The following is a 24,943-nucleotide window of genomic DNA, read 5'->3' on the forward strand; positions in this document are numbered from 1 at the left end:
TCCAACCTCTCTTTGCGCGCATGAATCGGCGCACTCAGGCCAGGCAGGGTGACTGCCCGGCGTATATACGCCGTGTGCGACGTATCGGTTACAACAGCCCGGGCATGTGTGCCGGGCAGGGTCCTAGCGCTCCTATGTCTGCAGAGTTTCAAGGTAGTTGTCCTGCAGGCATAGTTGTCATCAGCCACTCTAGCCCTGACGGCAAGTCGATGCGTAGCCGCAGCCTGGGGACTTCAATTGTATTTCGCAGTCATACTGTTTGTGTGACGAAAAGCCGCCGTGCAGGGGGCTGGCGGATCTTGGTGTGACGCAGAATATGCGCTCCACCGGGGGCGGCAGCTTGAAGCGCGGGCACAAAGGGTGTTGGCTTGGCAGTAATGGAAATCACTATGCGCACTGCATATATGAGGCATTGGAGGAACACGTGAGCGAGGCCGACGCCGCCACTTCGGTAAATGTGGCGGAAAAATTGGGTTTCAAGAACGGGGATCTGATTCAGGAGTTCGGTTACGACGACGATGTCGATTTCGACTTGCGTGACGATATTGAGGACCTCACCGGTTCGGAGCTGCTGGATGAGGACGACCATGAAGTAGCGGACGCCGTCATTTTGTGGTGGCGCGATGGTGACGGCGACCTGGTGGACTCCCTCATGGATTCGCTCACCACGCTCAGCGAGAACGGCGTTGTTTGGGTGCTGACTCCGAAGTCAGGACGGGAAGGGTACTTTTCCCCGTCGGATATCCAGGAAGCAGCGCCCACTGCCGGGCTGCACGTTACTACTTCTGCCGGCGTTTCCAAGGACTGGAGCGCTACGCGGCTGGTGAGCAGGAAGAACAAGTGACGGCAGCGCTTGGCGCTGCCTCTGTTGCTGTCCCCGCGGTCGGCGGGCCGGCGCCTGACTTCGAGCTGGTCAACCAGTACGGTGAGCCGGTCAGGCTGTCCATGTTCCGTGGGCGGAACGTGGTCCTGGTGTTCTTTCCTTTTGCGTTCTCCGGCATTTGTACCGGCGAACTGGGTGCTATCCGGGACAACATGGCCCTGTTCGAAGAGTCGAATAGCGCGGTCCTGGCCGTGTCTGTGGACAGCAAATTCAGCCTCCGCGCCTATGCCGGGCAGGAGGGGTATGCCTTCGAGCTGTTGGCCGACTTCTGGCCGCACGGGGCTGTGGCCGGCCTCTACGGGGTCTTCGATCCGGAGAGCGGCATGGCACGGCGTGGAACCTTCATCATCGACCCCGGCGGGACCATCCGCTACAGCGTGGTGAATCCGCGCGGCGAGGCCAGGGATTTCGATGAATACCGCAAGGCGCTGGCTAGCTTGGGAAGGGCCTGACCGGCGATGGGCGGGCCGCGGCATGGTGTAGGACTGACAGGGTTCGCCAGCATGCCCCCGGTTCCTCCCGCAGTCCCCTCTTCCAAAGAGCTGGAAGTGCTGGTCAGGATCAGGGACCTGCTGACCGGAGGCCGGTTCGCACTCCTCACGGGTGCCGGCCTGAGCACCGACTCCGGCATCCCGGACTACCGTGGACCCGGTTCGCCCCCGCGCTCACCCATGACCTACCAGGAGTTCGTCAAGGCGGCTGAGAACCGCCAGCGTTACTGGGCCAGGAACCACATCGGCTGGTCGCACCTCCGCCACGCTGATCCCAACCAGGGCCACTTCGCGTCGGCGGAGCTTGAGCGCCGGGGCCGCCTTACGGGCCTCATCACGCAAAATGTCGACCGCCTGCACCAGGAGGCCGGCAGCGTTAATGTCGTTGATCTCCATGGCAGGTATGACCAGGTGGTGTGCCTGGCCTGCCGCCGGACATATTCCCGCCGTCTTTTGGCGGGAATGCTGGAGGAACTGAACCCTGATTTCCTCCCCCGGGCGGAAGAGTCAGGGCTGGTGGAGATGGCGCCGGACGCCGATGCCACAGTGGAAGACCAGGCCCTGATCGCCAGCTTCGTTGTTGCGGTGTGCCCGGCCTGCGGTGGAATACTGAAGCCTGACTTCGTGTACTTCGGCGAGAACGTGCCCAAAGACAGGGTTGAAACTTCTTACCGGATGGTTGACGACGCCGCTGCCCTGGTGGTTGCCGGATCGTCGCTGACCGTGATGAGCGGGCTGCGCTTCGTGAGGCACGCGGCCAGGGACGGCAAGCCGGTGGTCATCATCAACAGGGGGACAACGCGCGGAGACGACAAAGCCACCATCAAGTTGGAAGCCGGCGTCAGTGAATCCCTGACCTGGCTGGCAGCTGCGCTTCCGCCCCTGGCGGGAGCTCGGGACGGGGCCGGCTTCTCCGGGCCGATTCGCAATTAGTCCCTGCAATCGGGTAGAGTCTATGTTCGTTGGTCAGGGTACCGCAGTACCTGATCCAGCGATTCAGGGTCTTTAGCTCAGCTGGTAGAGCGCCACGTTTACACCGTGGATGTCATCGGTTCGATCCCGGTAGGACCCACCAGCAAACCCCGCAGATTCCGCCACTCGGCAGAAACTGCGGGGTTTTTTGCTTGCTGGCCCGGCTGGCTACCAGAGGCTGGCGGCTGCGGTTTCGAATGTCTGCCCCCTGCCATAGCTTTCAGGAATGGAACATGTGATGGTGCGGACAGCCGGGGATGGCAGGCCGACGGCGGTGCTCAGCAATGGCAGGGAATGGGAAGTCGGTGCCGAACCAGTCAGATGGTTTGAGCGGATCAACTGGTGGGAGACACACCGAAGAATGCCCAAGGGCCTCAGCCGGATGGACGTGGAGGTTCTGCAGCTCCAGGTGAGGCTGGGAAGGAACACCGGTTCTGCCCTGACCACCATGCTCCTGGAAAGGGACGGGCTGGGAGGGGGCTGGCGGCTGCGGCAGGCTGTTGCTGATGCTGCCTGACGGTCACGGCAGGGTTCAGCTGATCTGACAGGTCATCCCGGGTATTGGAAAACCCTCCGCCGCGACTATTGGGGGATGCCGCGGTGGAGGGCCTGCAGTGAATATACCGTGAACCTGGTTGAAACAAAAAGTTGCCCCCGGCTTTGTGACACCTGCCTTGCGGCAGCACAAGCCAGCGCCGGCAAGAACGGTCAGCGGTGCACGGGAATAAAAACCCGGGGCTGCTCCGTCCAAGTTTCCGACATCTGCGACATGGTCCGCCTCATGATCTTGTCCGAGGCCTCACGCGCGGCGGAGGCATCACCCCTGGCGATCGCTTCCGCCACATCAACATGCCACTGAAGGGCGGCCTCGTGCGGATGATCGGGCATCAGCCCATGGACCGTGCGCCCGGTAAGGGTCTCCGCTACCTGACCCATCAGGTTGGCAAACATTTCGTTTCCGGACCCGGACAGCAGCAGGGAGTGGAACTGGATGTCCAGCTCAAGGAAGCGGGGAACTTCCCCCTTGTTTCCGGCGTCGCGCATGGCATGGGCGACATCCACCAGTTCCAGCCGAAGCGGCGCGGGCGCATTCTGGGCGGCCAGCTCCGCGGCCGCCGGCTCAACTGCTGACCGCAGTTCCGCTAGGGAGCGAAGCTGTGCGCCGCGGGCGTCACTGGCCAGGCGCCACCGGATGACCTGCGGGTCAAAGGGGTTCCAGCGGCTGGGGGGGAGCACGCGGATGCCCACCCGCTTGGTGGTTTCCACCAGTCCGAGGGACTGCAGCACGCGTACGGCCTCGCGGATTACGGACCTGGAAACGCTCAGTTCATCTTCGAGTTTTTCAGCGAGCATAATATGGCCGGCAGGAAGCTCCCCTGAGACGATGCGGGTGCCGAGGTTCTCAATGGCACGGTGGTGCAGGCTGCGGGTCATGCAGCTAAGCCTAGTGTTACCAGGCGTGCAAGGAGGCAGTGCCCGGTCCTGCCGCCGACACATAGGGTTCCACAACGTGGGCGTTACTTTCCTGTGACTTCCCGAATATATATGCTTTATTCAGACCCTTGGTCTGCAAGTGCGCTTCCCGGCAGTGGGAAGCCGCTGCACTTCCATAGCACAGTAACGAATTGGAGTTTTGATGTCTGCACACATCGGTGTCACCGGCCTTGCGGTGATGGGCGCCAACCTGGCCCGCAACCTGGCAAGGAACGGCTTCACGGTTGCCCTGCACAACAGGTCAGTTGAAAAGACGGACGCGCTGCTGGAGCGGTACGGCTCAGAGGGTGATTTTGTCCGGACTGAAACGCTGCAGGAACTGGTCGACTCCCTGGAGAAGCCCCGCCGCGTGCTGATCATGGTCAAGGCCGGGAAGCCGGTGGACTCCGTAATCGAACAGCTTGAGCCGCTTTTGGAGCCGGGCGACATCATCATCGACGCCGGCAACTCGCACTACGAGGACACCCGCCGCCGGGAAGCCGCGCTGGCCAAGAAGGACCTGCACTTCGTGGGCGTCGGCGTATCCGGCGGTGAAGAAGGCGCCCTGAACGGTCCTTCCATCATGCCGGGTGGTTCCAAGGAGTCCTACAAGGCCCTCGGCCCGCTGCTTGAGAAGATTTCCGCCAAGGTGGACGGCGAGCCCTGCTGCGCCTGGGTGGGGACCGACGGTGCCGGACACTTCGTCAAGATGGTCCACAACGGCATTGAATATGCGGACATGCAGGTGATCGGCGAAGCCTTTGACCTGCTGCGCTCCGGAGCGGGCATAGAGCCGGCCGAGCAGGCAAAGATTTTCTCGGAGTGGAACAAAGGCGAGCTGTCCTCCTTCCTGATCGAGATCTCCGCCGAGGTCCTGGGGCACGTCGACGCCAAGACCGGCAAGCCGTTCGTTGACGTCGTCGTGGACGCCGCGGGCCAGAAGGGCACCGGCCGCTGGACTGTCATTTCCGCGCTGGAACTCGGCTCGCCGGTGTCCGGCATTGCCGAATCAGTGTTCGCCCGGGCCCTGTCCTCGCAGACAGCCCAGCGCAAGCTGGGCCAGGAGCTGCTGGAGGGCAACGAGGCCGCCGTGGAGATCCCGGAAACCTTCGTCGAGGATGTCCGGCAGGCGTTGTATGCCTCCAAGCTCGTTTCCTACGCCCAGGGCCTGGACATGCTCACGTCCGCCGCCAAGGAATACGGCTGGGACCTCAAGCTGGACGAAATCGCCTCGCTCTGGCGTGCCGGCTGCATCATCCGCGCTGAACTCCTGAAGGACATCACCAAGGCCTACGCCGCCGACGAGAAGCCGGCAAACCTGCTGTTCGCCCCGGCCTTCACCAAAGCGATCGCCGACGCCCTGCCCGCATGGCGCCGCGTGGTTGCCACTGCCGTCCAGCTGGGCATCCCGGTTCCGGTGTTCTCCTCTTCGCTGGCGTACTACGATGGTCTGCGCCGCAAGCGCGTTGCGGCCGCCCTGATACAGGGCCAGCGCGATCTGTTCGGCGCCCACACCTACGGCCGCGTCGACGCCGAAGGCACCTTCCACACCCTTTGGGGCGAGGACAAGTCCGAGATCGAAGCCGTAGACACGCACTGATCCTGCTGCCAAGACGCGAAAGGCGGGCAGTTCCCGGATAACCGGAAACTGCCCGCCTTTTCGTTATATGGTTTGTTGTACCGGGCCGGGGCGGTGACTCAAGCGTCAGAGATGGTATTCAATCTCGTACTCGGCCGGGTCCACGGCGGGCTTGGTCTCCCGCTGTGCGTCCCGGTGGCGCCACTTGGCAGGTACGCCGGTGACGATCGATTCCGGCGGCGCGTCCTTCACCACTACCGCGTTGGCGCCCACGGCACTGTCATGGCCAATGGTGATCGGGCCCAAAATCTTGGCGCCGGCACCAATGGTGACCCGGTCGCCGATAGTGGGGTGGCGTTTGATCCGCGCGAGCGACCGTCCCCCGAGCGTTACGCCGTGATACATCATGACGTCCTCGCCGATCTCGGCGGTTTCCCCAATGACCACGCCCATGCCGTGGTCGATGAAGAAGCGTCGGCCAATCGTTGCACCGGGATGGATCTCGATGCCGGTCACGAACCTGCCGAACTGCGAGAGCAGCCGGGCCGGAAAGCGCAGGGCCGGGTTCTGCCACAGTCGGTGCGTGAGCCGGTGGATCCAGATGGCGTGCAGGCCGGAGTAAGCGAAAAAGTTTTCGAAAGAACCTCGAGCCGCCGGGTCGTGCGACCGGGCGGCATCGAGATCTTCTTTTAGTCTTGCGAAAAAGCCCACAAAGTTCTTTCTACAGGAAACGGGCGAACGGCGTTCTGATCAGCCGCGGATGTCGTCATAGAGCACGGTGGAGATGTAACGCTCACCGAAGTCGCAGACCACGGCGACGATCAGCTTGCCCGCGTTCTCCGGGCGCTTCGCCAGTTCCAGGGCGCCCCAGACGATTGCGCCGGAGGAGATGCCGCCCAGGATGCCTTCCTTGACGCCGAGGTCGCGGGCTACGCGCACGGAATCCTCAAGGGTGGCGTCCAAAACTTCGTCGTAGATGTTGGTGTCCAGGATCTCGGGGATGAAGTTCGCCCCAATGCCCTGGATCTTGTGGGGCCCGGGCGCGCCGCCGTTGAGGATGGCGGAGTCCTTGGGTTCGATTGCGACGATCTGGACGCCGGGCTTGCGCTCCTTCAGGACCTGGCCGACGCCGGTGACGGTTCCGCCGGTGCCGACGCCTGCCACGAAGATGTCAACGGCACCTTCAGTGTCCGCCCAGATCTCCTCCGCCGTGGTGTTGCGGTGGATTTCGGGGTTTGCTTCGTTGGCGAACTGCTGCGCCCAAATGGAGTTCTCGGTGTTGGCCACGATTTCCTGGGCCTTCTCCACCGCACCCCGCATGCCTTCGGAGCCCGGCGTCAGGACAATCTCGGCACCGAAGGCACGCAGCATGACGCGGCGTTCCGTGGACATGGTCTCCGGCATGGTGAGGATGACTTTGTAACCGCGGGCAGCGCCCACCATGGCCAGGGCGATGCCGGTGTTCCCGGAGGTACCCTCAACAATGGTTCCGCCCGGCTTCAGGGCACCGGACTTCTCGGCGGCGTCGACGATCGCCACGCCAATACGGTCCTTGACGCTGTTGGCCGGGTTGTAGAACTCAAGCTTGACGGCGACGGTGGCGTCCAGGCCCTCGCTGAGCCGGTTGAGCCTGACCAGCGGAGTCCCGCCAACCAGCTGGGTTACATCGTCATAGATCCGTGCCATGTACATACGCCTATCTCTGAAGGGTGAATACTGAGGTCAGCCTAACGAGGCCATGTAACCGTGGCTAAGCGTTAAGCCATGCAGAGTAATATTTCCTGGCCTTGGCGAGCTTGGGGTTGATGATCACCTGGCAGTACCCCTGCTCAGGATGCTTGGCGTAGTAGTTCTGGTGGAATTCCTCCGCGACATGGAACCGGGGGAGGCGGACAACTTCAGTGACGATGGGGTTTGTCCACAACGCCTGGTTCCGTTCGATGGCTTCCTCGAACAGGACCTTCTCTTCGGTCGTCTCATAGAACATTGAGGACCTGTACTGGGTGCCGACGTCGTAGCCCTGGCGGTTCAGCGTAGTGGGGTCGTGCAGGGCGAAGAACATGTCCAGGATGACGTCCTCCGGGATGATGTCCTCGTCGAAGGTCACGGCTACCACTTCGGCATGTCCGGTGGTGCCGCTGCAGACAGAGTAGTAGTCCGGCTCCGGATCGTGGCCTCCCGTATAGCCGGAGATCACCGAGGTGACGCCCTTGGTTTTCTGGTAGACGGCGTCGAGGCACCAGAAGCAGCCTCCGCCCAAAACAAAAGTCTTCATGACCTCTTTAATGGTTCGGGGCGCCGGATGATTCCCGGCCGGCCCCCGGGCCCCGGACGCAGGGCGTGGGGCAGGACGGTGTGATGGGGTAAAACTAAGACTATGGAACCTGTGGACACTGACGTTACCGGCCCTGGGAATACCGGCGGAACGAACGACGACGGCACAAGCCACGGCGGCGCCCCTTCCGAAGAACCCGGTGCGGCCAAGCCGGTCGATGTGCCCACCCTGGCCGACGTTCTCCTGGCTGTCGAGGAACTGTGGCCTGAATCCCTGGCCGAAAGCTGGGACGAAGTGGGACTGGTGGCAGGCCACCCCTCCGCGCCCGTCGCCAAGGTGATGTTCGCCGTCGACCCCACCCTCCAGGTCATCGAAGAGGCAGTCGAATGGGGAGCCGGACTCCTGATCACCCACCATCCGCTGCTGCTCAAGGGCGTCACCACGGTGGCTGCCACCACGCCCAAAGGCCGTGCAGTACACCGGCTCATCGAGTCGGGCACAGCGTTGCTGACGGTGCACACCAACGGTGATTCCGCCGTCGGAGGCGTCTCAGACGTGCTCGCTGACGCGCTGGGGCTCAAGGACGTCGCCCCGCTCACAGTTGCAGCGAACGGGCTCCCGGAAGAGGGCATCGGACGCGTGGGGGATCTGGCAGCGGCCGTGAGCCTGGGGGAATTTGCCGGCCGCTTGTTTGAAATCCTGCCCGCCGTGGCCGGGGGAGTGCGCGTCTCCGGGGACAGGGATGGCCTGGTGCGGAGGATCGCCGTGTGCGGCGGTGCCGGGGACTCGCTGTTCGACGAGGTGCGCGCCAGCAACGCCGACGTCTACGTCACCGCAGACCTGCGCCACCACCCCGCGTCCGAGGCCAGGGAAGCTGCGCTGGATGGCCGGCCCTACCTGGTGGATGTCTCACACTTCGCGAGCGAGTGGCTGTGGCTGCCGGCAGCTGCGGCAGCGCTGGGCAATGTCTTGGGCGACCAGGGACACGACGTGGAGATCCGGGTCAGCACCACCAACAGCGATCCTTGGGACTTCATCCTCACTCCCGGCTAAGCCTGGGGTGCGAAGAGACGCGCTAGAGTCTAGGAAGCGCCGGTTCGGTGCCCGGCCCCGGCCGGTAGGGAGCAAGCGGAGGTAACAGTGGCGAAGGCAGCACCGGGGGAACAGTTGAAGCTACTCGAGCTGCAGGGGCTGGATGCCAAACTGAAGTCGCTTGCCAACCGCCGCCGCTCGCTGGAAACCGACCCCCGCATCAAGGACCTCGAAGCCGCCCTGTCGGTGGCCGGCGGAGAACTGGGCGCTGCGAAGATGGCAGTCCACGATGCCGAGGCTGAGCTGAAGCGTGCCGAGGCGGACGTGGAGCAGGTGGCCTCCCGGATCGGGCGGGACGAGGCCCGGCTGAACAGCGGCACCGGGCTGTCCAAGGACCTGGTGGCCCTGCAGAAGGACATTGCCTCGCTCACCAAGCGGCGCTCTGACCTGGAGGACGTGGAGCTGGAGATCATGGAGCGGCTGGATTCGCTCCGGGCCAGGCAGGCACAACAGCAGGGGATTGTGGACGACATCCAGGCGTCCTTCGGCACCATCCGGGCCGAGCTGGATGCGGCCCTGGCCGAGGTGGAGGCGGAAGCCGTTGAAGTCCGTGCCCGGCGCTCCGCCTTCGCCGCCGCGCTCGACACCGGCATGCTGGCCGTCTACGAAAAAACGCTCGCCAGGCGTGGAGTGGGCGCTGCCCGGCTGTTCCACGGCACGTCCGAGGCCTCCGGCATGAAACTGAGCGCCGGGGACCTGGCCGAGATCAAGGCGGCCGCCGCGGACGACATCGTCTTCTGCCCCGACTCCGGGGCCATCCTGGTCCGTTCCGAAGAGTGGGCCTGACCCGGCAGCAGGCCACCGCTCCGGCAGGTGTCAGTTGGGCAGGATTCAGCCCGGCAGGATGATGTTCAGCGCGTGCGGCTTCCGGGCTGAGCCTTCCACCATTTCTGCAGCCCAGACTTCACCGGCGGCCCTGAGGAGGTCCGACGGCGTGGCGGGCGCCTTCCCGCGCCGGGTCAGCAGGTGCCGTGCCAGTTCGCCGCGGGTGTGCTTTGCGAAGTGGCTTACCACCTTCCGTGCGCCGTTCACCTCGGTGAACACGTTGACTGCCACCGTCTGGGCGGGTGGGGGAGACCAGGCTGCCGCATAGGTGCTGGAACGGCAGTCCACCAACAGGTGGCCGTCCACCGCCGGGGCCAGTGCGCTGGCCAGGTAGGGCTTCCAGAACGCGGCGAGGCGGCCGACGTCGGGCAGTGCAGTGCCCATGGACAGGCGGTAGGCCGGCACGCTGTCCCCAAACCGGAGGGCGCCCCACAGGGCGGAGATCACCAGCACGGATTCATCGGCCTTTCGCCGCTGGGCGGCGGTAAGACTCCGATACCCCAGTGCGTCGTACAGCACTCCGGAGTAGATCCGGTGCGCCGGTGCCGCCGGTTCGGCATGCAGCCGGGTGTTGCGTTCGACGTCATCCTTCAGCGAGGCCCCCACGCCCAGCAGGGCAAGGGCATCCTGGTGTGCGCTCACCGTTCCCAGGGCATCCAGCACCTTGGCCCGGCAGGTGTTCAGGTCCGGAAAACTCAGCAGGGGCCAGTCGATGGCGGGACCGCCCGACGCGGGCGTCTTGCCTTCGGAGGGGGGAAGCAGAATCAGCACCGTCCGATCCTACCGGCGCCAGGAACAGGCCCCGCCCCCGGTAGACTGGATGCGGATGGGACAGCCAGGCGGCCGCGCGTCACGCAAGTGGCTCGAGGAACGTCCGGGCTCCGCAGGGCAGGGTGGTGGGTAACGCCCACTCGGGGTAACCCGCAGGCCAGTGCCACAGAAAACAGACCGCCTGGGTCGCGCCGGTTTGAAAGCGGCACGAAACAGGTAAGGGTGAAACGGTGGTGTAAGAGACCACCAGCTTCCCGGGTGACCGGGAAGGCTAGGTAAACCCCACCCGGAGCAAGGCCAGACAGGGCACGTTTGAGGGCTGCCCGCCCGAGTGCCCGGGTAGGCCGCTGGAGGGTGCCGGCAACGGCACTCGTAGATGGATGGCCGCCGCTCCCATGCCGGTAACGGCAGGGGAGAACAGAACCCGGCGTATCGGCTGTCCCATCCAATCATCAGTTTGACGTTGGAAGCTGTGTTGGGGATGCTGAACCGTGCCCGCAAATACTGATCCGATGTCCGGCTCCGGAACAGCCGGCCGGCAGCTTGCCGGCCCTGCGCGCCAGGCGCTTGCGCTGGCGGGGTTCCTTGCGCTTTCGCTGGCCGCCTGGGCGCTGGCGTCCATCCCCATCATCCTGCATACGGGCGGTTGGTTCGCGGGCTCAATCAAGGCCCCGTGGATGCCGCCGTCCTGGATGTTCAGGACCATGTGGACGCTGCTCTACGCGGGAGTGGCCGTGGCCGCCTGGCTGGTCTGGCGGAAAGGGGAACTCACGGGAAGCAACCTGGCCGGCTATGTCGCCCAGCTGGTACTTAACGCGGCCTGGCCGCTGGCATTCTTTGGACTGTTCCCGGTGTTCGGCACCGCTGCCCTCTGGGCAGCCTTCCTGGTGATCGCCGGACTGGCTGCCTCCCTTGCCTTCCTCATTGTCCGCTTCGGGCCGTTGAGCCCCGCTGCCGGGCTGCTGATGCTGCCCTACTTCTCCTGGATCGTGTTCTCGTCCAGCCTCAACCTCTACTCGGCCATCCACAACTAGGGGTTGCGCCGCAGCGACCTTGCTGTGAGTGATTTCACGCAATTCAGGCCGGTTCGGGACGGCCACCCAACCTAGAATGGAATCGGACGCAGGAGTTCTTCCGCCGGAGTTGCGTTCGCAGCCGGCGGTTTTTCTTTGCATGCGATCCAGGTGCCTGGGGGCCGACCCCTGCAGGCGCGGGTGCCCCTGCACAACATGTGGAGGCCGACATCCGTGTACGAGGACGTACGCGGCTGAACCGAGGAAGGTATTTCTGTGAGCCAGACGTCAGATTCTTGTCTTGATACGTGGATGGGCCGCGAGGCCCTTGCCGAGGCCATGATTCCGGTGATCGGCCGGCTGTACCGCGAAAACAACGTGGTGACCAGCATCCATGGCCGCAGCCTGATCAACAAGTCCACCATGAACATCCTCAAGGCACACCGCTTTGCCCGCCGGATGAGCAAGGACGAGCTGCTTTTGGAGGAGACCGCACCGCTGCTCAACACGCTGGCGGGGCTTGAGCTGGGGGCGGCTGCGATCGACATCGCCCGGCTCAACCAGAAGTTCAAGGAAGAGGGCAACGGCGCCACCCTTGAGGAGTTCCTCCGTGCCGAGCTCGCCGAGATTGTGGGCAAGCGCGGCGGCGATGACCGCACCAGCACCGACGTGGTGCTGTACGGCTTCGGCCGGATCGGCCGGCTCCTGGCCCGCCTCCTGATCGAAAAGGCCGGCGGCGGACACGGCCTGCGGCTGCGCGCCATCGTGGTCCGCAAGGGGGCGGACAACGACCTGTCCAAGCGTGCCAGCCTCCTGCGCCGGGACTCAGTCCACGGCTCCTTCGAAGGCACCATCCGGATCGACGAGGAAGCCAACACCATCACGGCCAACGGCGTCCAGATCCAGGTCATCTACTCGGACAACCCGGCCACCATCGACTACACCGCCTACGGCATCAACAATGCACTGGTGGTGGACAACACCGGACGTTGGAGGGACGCCGAAGGCCTGTCCCAGCACCTGCAGAGCAAGGGCGTTGCCCGCGTATTGCTGACTGCGCCGGGCAAGGGTGAGCTGAAGAACATCGTCCACGGCATCAACCACCGCACCATCGAGGACACGGACCAGATCGTGTCCGCGGCGTCCTGCACCACCAACGCCATCACCCCGGTGCTGAAGGCCATTAATGACAAGTACGGCGTTGTCCACGGCCATGTGGAAACTGTGCACTCCTTCACCAATGACCAGAACCTGATTGACAACTTCCACAAGGGTGACCGCCGCGGCCGCTCGGCGGCGCTGAACATGGTGATCACCGAAACCGGTGCAGCAAAGGCCGTGGCCAAGGCGCTGCCCGAACTGCTGGGCAAGCTCACCGGCAGCTCCATCCGGGTCCCCACTCCGGACGTTTCCCTGGCCATCCTCAACCTGAGCCTGGAGAGCGGCACCACCAAGGATGAGGTCAACAACTACCTGCGCGAGATGTCCCTGCATTCGGACCTGCGCAAGCAGATCGATTACATCGATTCCCCCGAAGTGGTGTCCACCGACTTCGTGGGGTCCCGCCGCGCCGGCATCGTGGATGGACTTGCCACCGTCTCCACGGACAAGAACCTGGTGCTCTACGTCTGGTACGACAACGAGTTCGGCTACAGCTGCCAGGTGGTCCGCGTCATGGAGGAGATGGCAGGCGTAAACCCGCCGTCCTTCCCGGCAAAGGAATCCGCGGCAGCCCTCGCCGCGATCGCCGTCTAGGCTCCGGACACTGCCTCGCGTTTCCCGGCTGATCTGCTCTGTATTCAGCCGGGAAACGGGACCACACTGGTGGCATGGAAAAAGATTCAACGCTCCAGCACGACACCACCCTCGAACACGCCCTCGACGTCGCCAAAGCCAACCACAAAGAGGCTGTCCGGCTGCTGGAGGGCGCACGCGCCGCCTACAAGACGGGCGACGTCGGAGAGGACCGGGTGCGTCAGCTGGAAGGATTGCTGGCGATCGCGGAGGAAGACCTCCGCAGGGTGATGCGCGAGCAATAGCATCGGCCCTGCACCTGTCCTCCACACTGTGGATATCAGCCGGTAGGTCCGGCGGGTGCCCTAGGCTCGTCTGGTGCATGACGACACCAGCGGGATACCTGCCCCATGTCCGTGAGCTGGTCCGCCTATCGCCGGGCGCGCCGCCGCTCCCGGCAGGCGTGGGGCATCCTGATGCTGGCTGCCGTGTCGGTTGCGGCCGGCCTCACCTGGTTCTTCACGGCCGGCCAGTTCCAGGCAGGGGCGCCTGCTGTTGCAGGGCCGAAAGAGGCACCGGTCTTCGACCCGGCATGGATGAAGCCGGTGGTGCCGGTGAACCAGGTGCCCCGCGGTTCTGCCCTCGCCGCGCTGGAGGCCATCGCCGTCAAGGGACGGGCCGCCAAGGATGGCTACCAGCGGGAATCTTTTGGCCAGGCCTGGCAGGACGTTGACAGGAACGGCTGCGACACCCGCAATGACATCCTGCGCAGGGACCTGGCAGAAGTGGTGTTCATGGAGGATTCCACCTGCCGGGTGGCCTCCGGACGCTTCCATGAGCCTTACACGTCACAGTTAGTGGACTTCCGCCGTGGCCCGGAAAGCAGCCGTGCGGTTCAGGTTGACCATGTGGTTGCATTGGGTGATGCCTGGCAGAAGGGCGCCCAGGGACTGACCGCCATGCAGCGCCAGAGCCTGGCCAACGACCCCCTGAATCTCATCGCGGCCGACGGCCCCGCGAATCAACAGAAAAGCGCGGCCGACGCCGCCACCTGGCTTCCGAAGAACAAATCCTTCCGGTGCCACTATGTGGCGCGGCAAATCTCCGTCAAGGCGGCCTATGGCCTGTGGGTGACGGAGGCTGAGAAGGACGCCATGAAGCGGGTGCTGGCAGCCTGCCCGGGACAGGAGACTGTCAGGGCAAACTGATGGCCCTAGTGTCCGAAGGGGTCCGGGTCCACGCCCGGCATCCAGGTGAGGCCGGGAACGCCCCAGCCGTTCTTCTTTGCCTGCTTCATGGCCTTCCGGGAGTAACGGTCCATCAGTCTGTTGACATACAGCTTGCCGTCCAGATGGTCGTACTCATGCTGGATCACCCTTGCGAACCATCCGGTGGCCTCAAACCTCACGGGTTTTCCGTCGCCGTCAAAGCCCTCCACCCGGGCCCATTCGGCCCGCTTGAGCGGATACTGTTCTCCGGGGAAGGACAGGCATCCTTCTTCTTCCTCATCGGGATCGGGAACAGCGCCGGAAATCTTTGACAAAGTCAGGACAGGATTGACCACCACTCCGGCGGGAGGAGCGCCGTCGTCGTTGGCGTACTTGTACACAAAGATGCGCTTGCCCACCCCTACCTGGGGTGCAGCGAGGCCCACTCCGTTCGCGGCATCGTTCGTCTCGAACATGTCCGCTATCAACGTGCGCAGTTCGTTGTCGAAGACGTCCACCTCGGAGGCCCTGCGGTGGAGAACGGGTTCTCCCCAAATGGTAATCGGCAGAACGGTCATCTTCAGCGGTCCTTTGGCTGTCTCTCGTGCGGCTACGTCGGATGCGGGAGCAGTGGTGCAGTACGCAGCGAAAAAAGAAGGAGGCCGCACCGGATATCCGGTGCGGCCTCCTTCTTGGACAGCTGCACATGCCGTCCCGTGAGGGTGAGCGACGGGGGTTGAACCCGCGACCTCCTGGACCACAACCAGGCGCTCTGCCAACTGAGCTACGCCCACCATGTGCCTGCAGATCTACCGGCGAACCGGGCCTCTGGAAAGGCAACTCATATAGCTTACCTGCTCTTCAGGGGTGCTTCGTCCACTTTTGCGGTTTTCCCGGAAAATTTCATCAAAGGTGGCGCAGATTACATTTCCGGCTTTCCGGCTTCCCCCGGGGAAGTGATCCGGCGGGCGATCTGCTGGGCTGTGACGCTGTCCGGTCCAGGTGAAGGCACGAACACAGCTTCCCGGTAATAGCGCAGCTCATCGATGGAGTCCTTGATGTCGCCCAAAGCACGGTGGCCGCCCTTCTTTGCCGGCGACTGGAAATAGGCCCTGGCGAACCAGCGGCGCGAAAGCTCCTTGATGGTGCTGACGTCAATCACCCGGTAGTGCAGGTGCTCAACCACCGCAGGCATGTCCCGCGAGAGGAAGACCCTGTCCGTGCCCACCGAATTTCCGCCCAGCGGCGCTTTCCGCGGGTCCGGCACCCACTCGGAGATGTACCCCATAACGGCGGCCTCGGCCTCGGCCATCGTTTTGCCGTGGGGCAGTTCCTTGAGGAGGCCGGACTTGGTGTGCATGTCCCGGACAAAATCGTTCATCTGCGCCACGGCTGCATCATCGGGTTTGATCACTACATCGACGCCGTCCCCCAGGATGTTCAGTTCCGAATCGGTGACCAGGGCCGCCACTTCGATCAGGGCGTCGTTCTTGATGTCCAGACCCGTCATTTCGCAGTCGATCCAGACGATTCTTTCGTTAGATATAGGCACCGGACCAGACTACCGTTACACCTCCGGGGAGCCTGCCGATGCTAGGATTTCGAAGACGCGGCGGGTCGTGCCGCGCTCCGTTTCGACGCGCTCCGGGCAGCTTTCAACCCAATGGGCGGAACCGCAAACAAGAAAGATTGGACCATCCTGAAATGACGGCGTCTGTGCCAGCGACGGGGGAGATGGCGCCCACCGCCACCGCCGGAGCGGGCGCTGCCGAGGTGGACAATCCCCGTTCGCCGCTCCTGGCCGGATTCGCGGGATCGATGTTCATGCTCATCGGGTCCCTGGGCGTTGGGTGGCTGGCACCGGTTTCCGAACTGCGCCGGATGCCGCTCTTCATCTGGATGCGGGCTGAAGCTGCCGGCGTTGCCCTCTCCATCGTCCTGCTGGCCGTAGGCGGCATGCTGCTGGTTCGGGCCTGGCTGAGGCTGGGGCAGCGGGTGCGGGTCTGGGGTCCGGAAGCGAGCAAGGCCACACTGATGGCAGTGGTCGCCTGGGGCCTGCCCATGATGTTCAGCGTTCCGCTCTTCAGCCGCGACGTTTATGCATATATCGGGCAGGGCCGGCTCATGGTGGAGGGCTTCAACCCTTATGAGAACGGCATCTCGGCGCTGTCCAACTATTTCCAGTTGGGCGCGGACAAGATGTGGACCGAGGCCCCCGTTCCCTACGGGCAGCTGTTCCTGTGGATTGAACAGTTTGTAGTGTGGTCAACCAACATCCACCCGGAGGCAAGCGTGATGCTGTTCCGGGTTGTCGCGCTGGCGGGGGTGGCCCTGTGCATCGTCTATGTGCCAAAGCTTGCCGAACTTCACGGCATCAACCCTCATCGGGCGCTGTGGCTTACCGCCGCGAACCCACTGTTCCTGACGAACTTCATCGCCAGCGTCCACAATGATGCCCTGATGATCGGACTGGCGCTGGCGGGCCTTTACTACTCTGCAACGCGCCGGGTTGTCCGCGGCCTCGTGCTGGTGACTCTTTCCATTGCGGTGAAGCCCATCACCATCGTCTTCCTGCCGTTCATCGGGCTGCTGTGGGCAGGCAAGGACGCCGGCTGGCTGCGCAGGTTCATATTCTGGGGGCTGACCGCTGCCTTGAGCCTTGGCATCCTGGTCCTGATGAGCCTCGTCAACGGGTTTGGCTTCGGCTGGATCAGCGGGCTCTCCGCACCCGGAAGCATCTCCATCTGGTACGCGCCGGTGGGGCTCATTGGCATGGTGGTCGCCTCACTCGGCGATTCGTTCGGTTTGGACGGGGCCGCGTTTGCGGACGTCGTGTTCGACGCCGGGAAGCTGCTTGCCGTGGGCATCGTCGTCTGGCAGATCTTCCGGGGTGACTATGAGCGCATCATGCGCCGCCTCACGCTTGCGCTCGCGGCAGTGGTCCTGCTGGCCCCCATCATCCAGTCCTGGTACGTCGTCTGGCTCATACCGCTGTTCGCTGTCACCGGCATCCGCAATGACTGGCAGGTCAAGGCACTCTACTTCGTCGTTTCCTTCTTCATGATCTACGCCATCTCCGACCAACTGGAAGTGTTCCCGTACCTGCAGACCGAGGACCTCGGTTTTGCGCTCGCACTTGCCCGGGTTGCGGCGGCGGTGACGGGCCTGCTCTTTGGCCTGTACCTCGTCTTTTGGGACCCACGCACCCGCACGCTGTTCCGCAAGAGCCACGAGCCCGTCGTCGAACGCCCCATCATCTAGCCCTGCTGCGGAGCAACAGGGTGGGGGCGTTCCGGGGGCACCCTGCGGGAACTGAAGCATCATGGCCGGGACCTTGTGGTCGGCTTTGGGCCGGAGGGAAGGATTCCCGATTACCGGGGGGTCATCTGTGCGCCCTGGCCCAACCGGCTCGCTGACGGGTACTACACCTATGCCGGCAAGGACTTCCAGGCCCGGGTCAACGAACCGGAGCGTGCCGCGGCACTGCATGGTTTGGGCACCCGAGGAGGTGTGGGAGGTGCGGCAGGCGGTTGAGGACACTGTGGTGCTTTCCCACAGGATCGAAGCGGGCCCCCACTACCCGTCCGACCTTGAGGTGTCCGTCACCTATTCCCTGTCGTCCCACGGCCTGCACAGCACGGTAACCACCGTCAATGTCGGATCCGCCACCCCTACCTCGTGGCCGGGGAGGGGGCACTGGATGATGAACCGATGACCTGTCCGCCGGACGCCTTCAACTCAGGCACTGACATAGTCCACCTCCAGCCGGGGGAGTCGCATTCCGGGGCGTGGACTATCCTGGCCCTGGCTTAGCTGGGGCCGCCGGGACCAGAAGCCGCAGAGGTCCAGCCGGCACGCTCCAGCCAGGCGGCGCACAGCGATGTCCACTGGTCCGGCCCCGGCTCGTCCGCTGCCAGGCCCAGGCCGTGGCGGCCCTGCGGAAACACATGCAGCTCGGCAGCTACGCCCGCGGCCATGAGTGCCCCGGCGTACCCCAGGGAGTGGCCTACAGGAACGGCAGCGTCGTCGGCAGTATGCCAAAGGAAGGCGGGCGGGGTGGCAGTGGTGACATTGCGTTCCGCGGAAAGTTCGGCAAGGACGTCCGGCGGCGGTGCCTCACCGAGGAGGTTATCCACCGACCCTTGGTGGACGGAATCTATACAGGACACTACGGGGTAGCACAGCACGGTCAGGTCAGGTACAGCATCCGGGACGTCGAGGTGCGGGCTGCCGGTGGCGGCGGCAGTGGACAGCGTGGCAGCAAGGTGGCCGCCGGCGGAAAAACCGAGAACACCAACGCGGCCAGGGTCAACCCGCAGTTCGGATGACCCGCTGCGGATGTGCAGCATCGCCTCCTTGGCGTCCTCCAGGGGCGCAGGATGCTTTTCGGGCGCCACGCGGTACCGCAGGACGAAGGCGTGAATGCCCAGCGAGGCCAGCCATTCAGCCACCGGCTCAGCTTCGTGGTCCGCCTGGCGTGCGTAGCCGCCGCCGGGAAGGACCAGGACGGCGGGCCTTTGGCGCCCCGCCAGGTCCCCTGCGTCACTGCGTCCAGAACCGGCATGGGCAGGAACTGGGGTCAGTGCGGACACCATGCTCATGCCGCCTCTGTGCTGCGCCGCAGCGTGACCTCACCGCTGACAGGAGGAACAGTGTCCTCCTCCTGGCCCCCGGAGTTTCCGGCGCCGGGGGCAGTGGCACGGGTGGCCAGCCGTCCGATGTCCTCCAGCGGCAGGCGGACCGTGGAGAGAGCGGGGCGGAAGTCCCGCAGCGTCTCGATGTCGTCAAAGCCGGCGATTGTTGCATCCCTTGGAATACGGAGCCCCTCGGCGCGCAGGGCTGCCGAGGCCCCGATGGCCATGACGTCATTGACGGCGAAGATGCAGAGCTTCCGGCCGGAGCCTCCGCCATCCTCTGCCCGGCCGGCCTTGATCCTGGCGGCCAGCTTGAGGCCCGCCTCGTAGCCGCCGGAGCGGTTGAAGGATGTACGCAGGATTTCGGCGGGCGCACGGCCGGCCTTGGCCAGGCCTTCCTGGAAGCCCCGGACCCGGTCGTCAGAGGTGAGAAGGCCCTCGGGGCCACCCACAATAACGAAGTCGCCGTCCCAATTTTCAGCGAGCCTGGCTGCCAGGGCGCCGGCAAGCTCCTGGTTGGGCACGGCAACCACGTGGTAGCCCTCCATGGCGGTTGCACCCACCACCGGATGTCCCACCACCGCCACCTGTCCGCCGTTGCGGCAGTAACGGTCAAGCTCGGCTGCTAGTTCGGCGTTGTCGTCCCCGTCTTCGGGCCGGGAGGAGCGTGAACCTGCAATCACAATCGAATCGGCCCGGCGGGCGGCGAAGGCGGCAACGGCCTCGCGTTCTTCCGCGGGGGCACCGCCGGTAGTAGCCAGCAGCACCATCTTGCGCTGGTCCCGCGCTGCATCCTGAACCCCGCGGGCAATGGCGGCGAAATAGGGATCCGCGATGTCGTGGACGATCAGGCCAATGAGTCCGGAACTGGACTTTGCGAGCCCTTGGGCCTGGGCATTGGGAATATAGCTCAGGGAGTCTGCCGCCTGCCGTACGCGTTCGGCAATGTCCTTGCCGGGTTTACGGGCTGAGCCGTTCAAGACGCGTGATGCGGTGGCAGGGGAGACGCCGGCGAGCCGGGCCACCTCGGTAAGCGTACTTGCAGCCACAGCATCTCCTGGTCAGTGTTGTAGGGCCAATAGCGGTAACGACATTATGGCAGTTTCAACTTCTTCCGGAAAGCGCTTGCCAACGACGACCGGGCGGTGCATCATTGAAGGCGATGGGAATGCGCTTTCCCAATCCAGCTTTGAGTACAACCGCTCACTCACCGTGGAGGAAACATGGGCTTCGAAACTAAGACGATCCGCATCGCCATGAACGGCATTACCGGACGGATGGGCTACCGGCAGCACCTGCTGCGCTCCATCCTCCCCATCCGTGAGGCCGGCGGCTTCACCCTGGGGGACGGCACCCGCGTCCAGGTCGAACCCATCCTCGTGGGCCGCAACGAGGCCAAAATCCGTGAGCTCGCCGAAAAGCACAAGGTCGCCGAATGGACCACGGACCTGGATTCGGTCATCAACGACCCCACCGTGGACGTCATCTTCGACGCCTCCATGACCAGCCTGCGCGCTGCCACCCTGAAGAAGGCAATGCTGGCAGGCAAACACATCTTCACTGAGAAGCCCACGGCCGAAACCCTCGGGGAAGCCATCGAGCTGGCCCGCATCGGCAAGGAAGCAGGGGTAACCGCGGGCGTCGTCCACGACAAGCTGTACCTGCCCGGCCTCGTCAAGCTCCGCCGCCTGGTGGATGAAGGCTTCTTCGGCCGCATCCTCTCCATCCGCGGCGAATTCGGCTACTGGGTCTTCGAAGGAGACATCCAGGCAGCCCAGCGCCCGTCCTGGAACTACCGCAAGGAAGACGGCGGCGGAATGACCACGGACATGTTCTGCCACTGGAACTACGTCCTGGAAGGCATCATCGGCAAGGTCAAGAGCGTCAACGCCAAAACCGCCACCCACATCCCCACCCGATGGGACGAGGCCGGCAAGGAGTACAAGGCCACTGCCGACGACGCCTCCTACGGCATCTTCGAGCTCGAAACCCCCGCTGGCGAGGAAGTCATTGGCCAAATCAACTCCTCCTGGGCAGTGCGTGTGTACCGCGACGAACTGGTGGAGTTCCAGGTGGACGGCACCCACGGCTCAGCTGTTGCCGGCCTCAACAAGTGCGTCGCACAGCAGCGCGCCCACACCCCCAAGCCGGTCTGGAACCCGGACCTGCCCGTCACCGAGTCCTTCCGCGACCAGTGGCAGGAAGTCCCAGCGAACGCCGACCTGGACAACGGTTTCAAGCTGCAGTGGGAAGAGTTCCTGCGAGACGTCGTTGCCGGCAGGGAGCACCGCTTCGGCCTGCTGTCCGCCGCCCGCGGCGTCCAGCTTGCCGAGCTGGGGCTGCAGTCCAACGACGAACGCCGCACCATCGACATCCCGGAGATCACCCTCTAATGACCTCACTCATCCTTCCATCGCACGACGGCGGCACCCGGGAGTACCGGCTGCAGGGCGGCACCTCATGGGCCCGCCCCACCGCCCCGCTGATCGCCCGGCGCGCATACGCTGCGGCACACGTTATTCCTGAGGTCCTGGCCGACAACACCCCGGGCGCGCCTGCGCGCCTGGACTGGGACGCCACCATGGCCTACCGCCATGAGCTATGGTCCTACGGCCTCGGCGTCGCTGACGCCATGGACACTGCCCAGCGCGGCATGGGCCTTGACTGGGCCGCAACCCAGCAGCTGATTAAACGCACCGGCGTCGAAGCGGCTGCGGTGGTGTCGTCCGGCAGCGCGGCCACGGCCGGCAAGTCCGTCCGGGACCTCGTGTCCTGCGGCGCCGGCACGGACCAGCTGGACATCGGCTCCCTTCCGGTGGGAGAAGCCGGCCTCAAGGCTGTCCTTGAAGCCTACCGCGAGCAGATCGCGGTGATCACAGAAGCCGGGCCCAAGGTCATCCTGATGGCCTCCCGGGCCCTGGCCAAGGTAGCTACCGGCCCTGAGGACTACCTGAAGGTGTACTCCACCCTGCTGCAGGAGGTGGACCAGCCGGTCATCCTGCACTGGCTTGGCACGATGTTCGATCCCGCCCTCGCCGGCTACTGGGGTTCGGACGAGGTGTCTGCAGCTACCGAGACATTCCTCGGCCTCATCAAGGACAACGCGGACAAGGTGGACGGCGTTAAGGTTTCCCTGCTGGACGCCAGCCACGAGGTGGCCCTGCGCGCGGCGCTTCCCGAAGGCGTCCGCCTCTACACCGGTGATGACTTCAACTACCCCGAGCTCATCGACGGCGACGGCAGCCACCACTCGGACGCCCTGCTGGGGATTTTCGCCGCAATCTACCCGGCCGCCTCGGTGGCCCTGCAGAACTACGACGCCGGCAACGGCGCAAAGGCCCGCGAGATCCTGGACTCAACCCGGGAATTGGGCAAGCACATCTTCAGTGCACCCACGTTCTACTACAAGACCGGCATCGCGTTTATGTCCTGGCTCAACGGCAAGCAGCCCGGCTTCCAGATGGTGGGCGGCCTGCACTCGGGACGCTCGGTGTGCCACCTGGCCATGACGTTCGAACTCGCAGACCAGGCCGGCTTGCTGAAGGACCCCGCGCTGGCTGCCTTCCGGATGTCCGATTACCTGCGCATCAACGGGGTGGGGGTATGAGCGACTTCTCAAGGCTGTCCATCAACAGCGCCACCACCAAGAAGTGGACCCTCGCCGAGGTGGTGGAGGGCTGCGTCAAGGCCGGCATTCCGGCCATCGGCCCCTGGCGGGACCGCGTTAAGGAAGCGGGCCTGGACAAGGCAGCGCGCCTTATCAAGGACGCCGGACTGCGCGTTTCGTCCCTGTGCCGGGGCGGCTTCCTGACTGCCCCGGATACAGAGGGCCAGGCAGCGGCCCTCGCGGACAACCGCGCAGCCATCCTGGAAGCCGTTGCCCTGGACACCCGGGAACTGTTCCTGGTGGTCGGCGGGCTAACACCCGGGGAGAAGGACGTGGTGGCCGCACGCCGTCGGGTTGCGGACCGCCTCGCCGACCTGGTTCCGTTCGCCCAGGAGAACGGCGTCCGCCTGGTCCTGGAACCGCTGCACCCGATGTACGCCGCGGACCGGGCTCTGATCTCCACCCTGGGCCAGGCCCTGGACCTCGCGGCGCCCTTCGACGCCTCAACGGTGGGTGTCGCCGTCGACACGTTCCACGTCTGGTGGGACCCCGAACTCAAGGCGCAGATCGAGCGTGCCGGCCGGGAGGACCGCATCGCCTCCTACCAGGTCTGCGACTTCAACATGCCCATCGCCGCAGATCCGCTGTTGTCGCGTGGGTACATGGGGGACGGCGTCGTGGACTTCGCCACCATCGGCACCTGGGTGCGTGATGCCGGCTACACCGGCGACATCGAGGTGGAAATCTTCAACCAGGACATCTGGGACACGGACGGCAACACCGTCCTGGCCGCAGTCAAGGAGCGCTACGCGGACCTCGTCCTGCCGTACGCCTGACCTGATACAGACCGCGGGTTCCTGCTACGTCACGGCAGGAGCCTGCGCCCCACGTGAAAGGACCCGGACCGCTTCTGCGGTCCGGGTCCTTTCCTGTGCCTGGCGACTCTAGCCGTAGAGGGAGGCGCAACGGCGGTACCTGGCCAACACGCCGGCGTCGTCCTTCCTTGCGGAAAGTTCGACGGCGGTCCTCGTCCAGTCCGGGAACTGCCCCGTGAGTGCCGCGGCTGCCTGGCGGGCGGCGCCGTCGGCCACATATTCGCCCGGCTCCGGCACCACCACCTCTATCCCCAGCAGTTGCGGCGCCACCTCCTGCACCGCGGCAGACTGCGCCCCGCCGCCCACCAGGATGACGCGCCGGGCATCAACCCCCTGGTGCTGCAGGGCAGCCAGGCCGTCGGCAAGGGAACAGACCACGCCTTCGACGGCGGCCCTGGCCAGGTTCGCCGGGGTGTAGTTTCCACGGGTGATGCCGTGCAGGGAGCCCGTCGCGTCGGGCAGGTTGGGTGTGCGCTCGCCGTCGAAATATGGGACCAGGGTCAGGCCGCCGGCACCCGGTGCGGCTGAGAGCGCCAACTCATTGAACTCCTGCAGCGTGACGTCCAGCAGGGCTGCGGTGGCATCGAACACCCGGGTGGCGTTGAGCGTACAGACCAGTGGCAGGTAGTGCCCGGCCGCATCGGCGAATCCGGCAACCAGGCCCGAGGGGTCTGCGGCCGGAGTGGCCGACACTGCGAACACCGTTCCCGAGGTGCCGAGGGACATGACCACGTCACCCAAGCCTGCCCCCACTCCCAGCCCTGCCGCCGCATTGTCCCCGGCGCCAGCCGCCAGGACGGCGCCGCCGAATGTTTTCCCGGCGGAGTCCAGCGGACCAAGCACCTCCGGGAGCAGTGGAACGTGACCCAGCGAAGACTTCAGGACGTCCGGCAGATACTCTCCCGTCGCCGTCGAGAAGTAGCCGGTTCCCGATGCGTCCGAGCGGTCAGTCCTCAGGGCGGCCAGTCCCGCCTCGCCGCTCCCGGGACCGTAGCCCATGAGCCGCCACGTCAGCCAGTCGTGGGGGAGGCAGACGGCAGCCACCCTTGCGGCGTTCTCCGGCTCGTTCCCTGCCAGCCAGTGCAGCTTAGTCAGCGTCAGGGACGCCACGGGAACAGTGCCGGTGGCCTGGGCCCAATAGCGGGCGCCGGCGGCAGCATCGCCCTCGCCTGCTGTCTTGATCAGGTCCGCTGCGGCGCCTGCGCTGCGGGTGTCGTTCCAGAGGAGCGCCGGCCGCACAACCTGGCCATCGCTGTCCAGGCAGACCATGCCGTGCTGCTGGCCGCCGACTGATACTGCCGCCACATCGTCCAGGCCGCCCGCCTGGGCGATGGCTTCCTGCAGGGCCGTCCACCAGTGGTCCGGGTGGACTTCACTGCCTTCAGGGTGGGCGGCGCGGCCCTGCCGGACCAGCGCCCCGGTCTCGGCGTCGCGTATCACCACCTTGCAGGACTGGGTGGAGCTGTCGATTCCGGCAACTAATGGCATTGAAGGTTCCTTTTCTGGAAAAG

25 protein-coding genes, 2 tRNA genes, 1 other RNA gene and 1 pseudogene are annotated in these 24,943 nt (G+C 64.8%); 18 read left to right on the forward strand and 11 right to left on the reverse strand.

The window, feature by feature from the left end; all coding sequences use genetic code 11:
- Positions 1–424: 424 nt before the first annotated feature.
- The 5 genes from FDW84_RS03155 to FDW84_RS03175 all read left to right on the forward strand — a co-directional run bounded on the left by FDW84_RS03155 (position 425) and on the right by FDW84_RS03175 (position 2,863).
- Positions 425–844, forward strand: coding sequence for a DUF3052 domain-containing protein (locus FDW84_RS03155; protein ID WP_138606535.1), 420 nt, complete (start codon positions 425–427; stop codon positions 842–844).
- Complete coding sequence (locus FDW84_RS03160; protein ID WP_138606538.1) at positions 841–1,335, forward strand: peroxiredoxin; 495 nt, start codon at positions 841–843, stop codon at positions 1,333–1,335. Before FDW84_RS03155 ends, FDW84_RS03160 begins: the two co-directional genes overlap by 4 nt.
- A 6-nt stretch (positions 1,336–1,341) precedes the next feature.
- On the forward strand, positions 1,342–2,307 hold the full coding sequence (locus FDW84_RS03165) for an NAD-dependent protein deacetylase (protein ID WP_138606540.1): 966 nt from the start codon (positions 1,342–1,344) through the stop codon (positions 2,305–2,307).
- Between the two features lie 66 nt (positions 2,308–2,373).
- A tRNA-Val gene (locus tag FDW84_RS03170) sits at positions 2,374–2,449 on the forward strand.
- Positions 2,450–2,572: 123 nt separating this feature from the next.
- Positions 2,573–2,863 (forward strand): hypothetical protein, encoded by a 291-nt coding sequence (locus tag FDW84_RS03175; RefSeq protein ID WP_171046640.1) that lies wholly within the window; start codon positions 2,573–2,575, stop codon positions 2,861–2,863.
- Between the two features lie 191 nt (positions 2,864–3,054).
- Here FDW84_RS03175 and FDW84_RS03180 read toward each other — a convergent pair whose 3' ends face one another.
- Complete coding sequence (locus FDW84_RS03180; RefSeq protein ID WP_138606544.1) at positions 3,055–3,780, reverse strand: FadR/GntR family transcriptional regulator; 726 nt, start codon at positions 3,778–3,780, stop codon at positions 3,055–3,057.
- Positions 3,781–3,982: 202 nt separating this feature from the next.
- Between FDW84_RS03180 and gndA the strand changes: the two genes are divergently transcribed.
- A complete protein-coding gene (gndA, locus tag FDW84_RS03185; protein WP_138606547.1) occupies positions 3,983–5,419 on the forward strand; it encodes an NADP-dependent phosphogluconate dehydrogenase in 1,437 nt (478 codons plus the stop codon).
- A gap of 105 nt (positions 5,420–5,524) precedes the next feature.
- Here gndA and epsC read toward each other — a convergent pair whose 3' ends face one another.
- The 3 genes from epsC to msrA all read right to left on the reverse strand — a co-directional run bounded on the left by epsC (position 5,525) and on the right by msrA (position 7,673).
- Positions 5,525–6,109 (reverse strand): serine O-acetyltransferase EpsC, encoded by a 585-nt coding sequence (gene epsC, locus FDW84_RS03190; RefSeq protein WP_138135481.1) that lies wholly within the window; start codon positions 6,107–6,109, stop codon positions 5,525–5,527.
- Positions 6,110–6,148: 39 nt separating this feature from the next.
- Positions 6,149–7,084 carry a cysteine synthase A gene (gene cysK, locus FDW84_RS03195; protein ID WP_138606549.1) on the reverse strand — a complete coding sequence of 312 codons (936 nt, stop codon included), beginning with the start codon at positions 7,082–7,084 and terminating at the stop codon, positions 6,149–6,151.
- Between the two features lie 64 nt (positions 7,085–7,148).
- Positions 7,149–7,673, reverse strand: a complete 525-nt coding sequence (gene msrA, locus FDW84_RS03200; RefSeq protein ID WP_138606551.1) for a peptide-methionine (S)-S-oxide reductase MsrA — start codon at positions 7,671–7,673, stop codon at positions 7,149–7,151.
- A 102-nt stretch (positions 7,674–7,775) separates the two neighbouring features.
- Here msrA and FDW84_RS03205 point away from each other — a divergent pair, with 102 nt between their 5' ends.
- Together FDW84_RS03205 and FDW84_RS03210 are read left to right on the forward strand one after the other, a co-directional pair.
- On the forward strand, positions 7,776–8,726 hold the full coding sequence (locus FDW84_RS03205; RefSeq protein ID WP_138606553.1) for a Nif3-like dinuclear metal center hexameric protein: 951 nt from the start codon (positions 7,776–7,778) through the stop codon (positions 8,724–8,726).
- An 87-nt stretch (positions 8,727–8,813) separates the two neighbouring features.
- Complete coding sequence (locus tag FDW84_RS03210; protein ID WP_138606555.1) at positions 8,814–9,551, forward strand: zinc ribbon domain-containing protein; 738 nt, start codon at positions 8,814–8,816, stop codon at positions 9,549–9,551.
- A 45-nt stretch (positions 9,552–9,596) separates the two neighbouring features.
- Here the strand turns inward: FDW84_RS03210 and FDW84_RS03215 are convergent, their stop codons facing one another.
- Positions 9,597–10,361 (reverse strand): YaaA family protein, encoded by a 765-nt coding sequence (locus FDW84_RS03215; RefSeq protein WP_138606558.1) that lies wholly within the window; start codon positions 10,359–10,361, stop codon positions 9,597–9,599.
- A 56-nt stretch (positions 10,362–10,417) separates the two neighbouring features.
- On the opposite strand from FDW84_RS03215, the gene rnpB reads away from it, so the two are divergent.
- The 5 genes from rnpB (at position 10,418) to FDW84_RS03240 (ending at position 14,316) form a co-directional block, all read left to right on the forward strand.
- Positions 10,418–10,809: RNase P RNA component class A (gene rnpB, locus FDW84_RS03220), an RNA gene on the forward strand.
- A 43-nt stretch (positions 10,810–10,852) separates the two neighbouring features.
- Positions 10,853–11,395 (forward strand): TspO/MBR family protein, encoded by a 543-nt coding sequence (locus FDW84_RS03225; RefSeq protein ID WP_240721356.1) that lies wholly within the window; start codon positions 10,853–10,855, stop codon positions 11,393–11,395.
- A 255-nt stretch (positions 11,396–11,650) separates the two neighbouring features.
- Positions 11,651–13,129 carry a glyceraldehyde-3-phosphate dehydrogenase gene (locus tag FDW84_RS03230; RefSeq protein WP_138606560.1) on the forward strand — a complete coding sequence of 493 codons (1,479 nt, stop codon included), beginning with the start codon at positions 11,651–11,653 and terminating at the stop codon, positions 13,127–13,129.
- Positions 13,130–13,203: 74 nt separating this feature from the next.
- Positions 13,204–13,413 (forward strand): hypothetical protein, encoded by a 210-nt coding sequence (locus tag FDW84_RS03235; RefSeq protein WP_138135474.1) that lies wholly within the window; start codon positions 13,204–13,206, stop codon positions 13,411–13,413.
- A 105-nt stretch (positions 13,414–13,518) separates the two neighbouring features.
- Positions 13,519–14,316 carry an HNH endonuclease family protein gene (locus FDW84_RS03240; RefSeq protein ID WP_138606562.1) on the forward strand — a complete coding sequence of 266 codons (798 nt, stop codon included), beginning with the start codon at positions 13,519–13,521 and terminating at the stop codon, positions 14,314–14,316.
- A 5-nt stretch (positions 14,317–14,321) separates the two neighbouring features.
- Here the strand turns inward: FDW84_RS03240 and def are convergent, their stop codons facing one another.
- The 3 genes from def to orn all read right to left on the reverse strand — a co-directional run bounded on the left by def (position 14,322) and on the right by orn (position 15,868).
- Positions 14,322–14,894, reverse strand: a complete 573-nt coding sequence (def, locus tag FDW84_RS03245) for a peptide deformylase (RefSeq protein WP_138606564.1) — start codon at positions 14,892–14,894, stop codon at positions 14,322–14,324.
- A 143-nt stretch (positions 14,895–15,037) separates the two neighbouring features.
- Positions 15,038–15,110: transfer RNA gene (locus tag FDW84_RS03250), tRNA-His, on the reverse strand.
- A gap of 128 nt (positions 15,111–15,238) precedes the next feature.
- Entirely contained in the window at positions 15,239–15,868 is a 630-nt protein-coding gene (gene orn / locus FDW84_RS03255) for an oligoribonuclease (protein ID WP_138606566.1), read from the reverse strand.
- A 152-nt stretch (positions 15,869–16,020) separates the two neighbouring features.
- On the opposite strand from orn, the gene mptB reads away from it, so the two are divergent.
- The gene (gene mptB, locus FDW84_RS03260) at positions 16,021–17,577 is read left to right on the forward strand and encodes a polyprenol phosphomannose-dependent alpha 1,6 mannosyltransferase MptB (RefSeq protein ID WP_171046641.1); all 1,557 of its coding nucleotides are present in this window, start codon (positions 16,021–16,023) and stop codon (positions 17,575–17,577) included.
- A gap of 75 nt (positions 17,578–17,652) precedes the next feature.
- A pseudogene (locus FDW84_RS03265) lies at positions 17,653–18,031 on the forward strand (hypothetical protein).
- 94 nt (positions 18,032–18,125) lie between these two features.
- Here the strand turns inward: FDW84_RS03265 and FDW84_RS03270 are convergent.
- Positions 18,126–18,911, reverse strand: a complete 786-nt coding sequence (locus FDW84_RS03270) for an alpha/beta hydrolase (protein WP_138606568.1) — start codon at positions 18,909–18,911, stop codon at positions 18,126–18,128.
- A 2-nt stretch (positions 18,912–18,913) separates the two neighbouring features.
- Entirely contained in the window at positions 18,914–19,999 is a 1,086-nt protein-coding gene (locus tag FDW84_RS03275; RefSeq protein ID WP_138606570.1) for a LacI family DNA-binding transcriptional regulator, read from the reverse strand.
- Positions 20,000–20,173: 174 nt separating this feature from the next.
- Between FDW84_RS03275 and FDW84_RS03280 the strand changes: the two genes are divergently transcribed.
- The 3 genes from FDW84_RS03280 to FDW84_RS03290 are packed head-to-tail and all read left to right on the forward strand — an operon-like array spanning position 20,174 to position 23,393.
- Positions 20,174–21,343, forward strand: coding sequence for a Gfo/Idh/MocA family protein (locus FDW84_RS03280; protein ID WP_138606571.1), 1,170 nt, complete (start codon positions 20,174–20,176; stop codon positions 21,341–21,343).
- Positions 21,343–22,557, forward strand: coding sequence for a dihydrodipicolinate synthase family protein (locus FDW84_RS03285; RefSeq protein ID WP_138606573.1), 1,215 nt, complete (start codon positions 21,343–21,345; stop codon positions 22,555–22,557). Before FDW84_RS03280 ends, FDW84_RS03285 begins: the two co-directional genes overlap by 1 nt.
- A complete protein-coding gene (locus FDW84_RS03290) occupies positions 22,554–23,393 on the forward strand; it encodes a sugar phosphate isomerase/epimerase family protein (RefSeq protein WP_138606576.1) in 840 nt (279 codons plus the stop codon). The genes FDW84_RS03285 and FDW84_RS03290 overlap by 4 nt, the downstream gene beginning before the upstream one ends.
- 108 nt (positions 23,394–23,501) lie before the next feature.
- On the opposite strand, the gene xylB is transcribed toward FDW84_RS03290, so the two are convergent.
- Entirely contained in the window at positions 23,502–24,920 is a 1,419-nt protein-coding gene (gene xylB, locus FDW84_RS03295) for a xylulokinase (RefSeq protein ID WP_138606578.1), read from the reverse strand.
- Positions 24,921–24,943 lie beyond the last annotated feature (23 nt).

Source organism: Pseudarthrobacter sp. NamE5, from assembly GCF_005796225.1.
GTDB lineage: Bacteria > Actinomycetota > Actinomycetes > Actinomycetales > Micrococcaceae > Arthrobacter.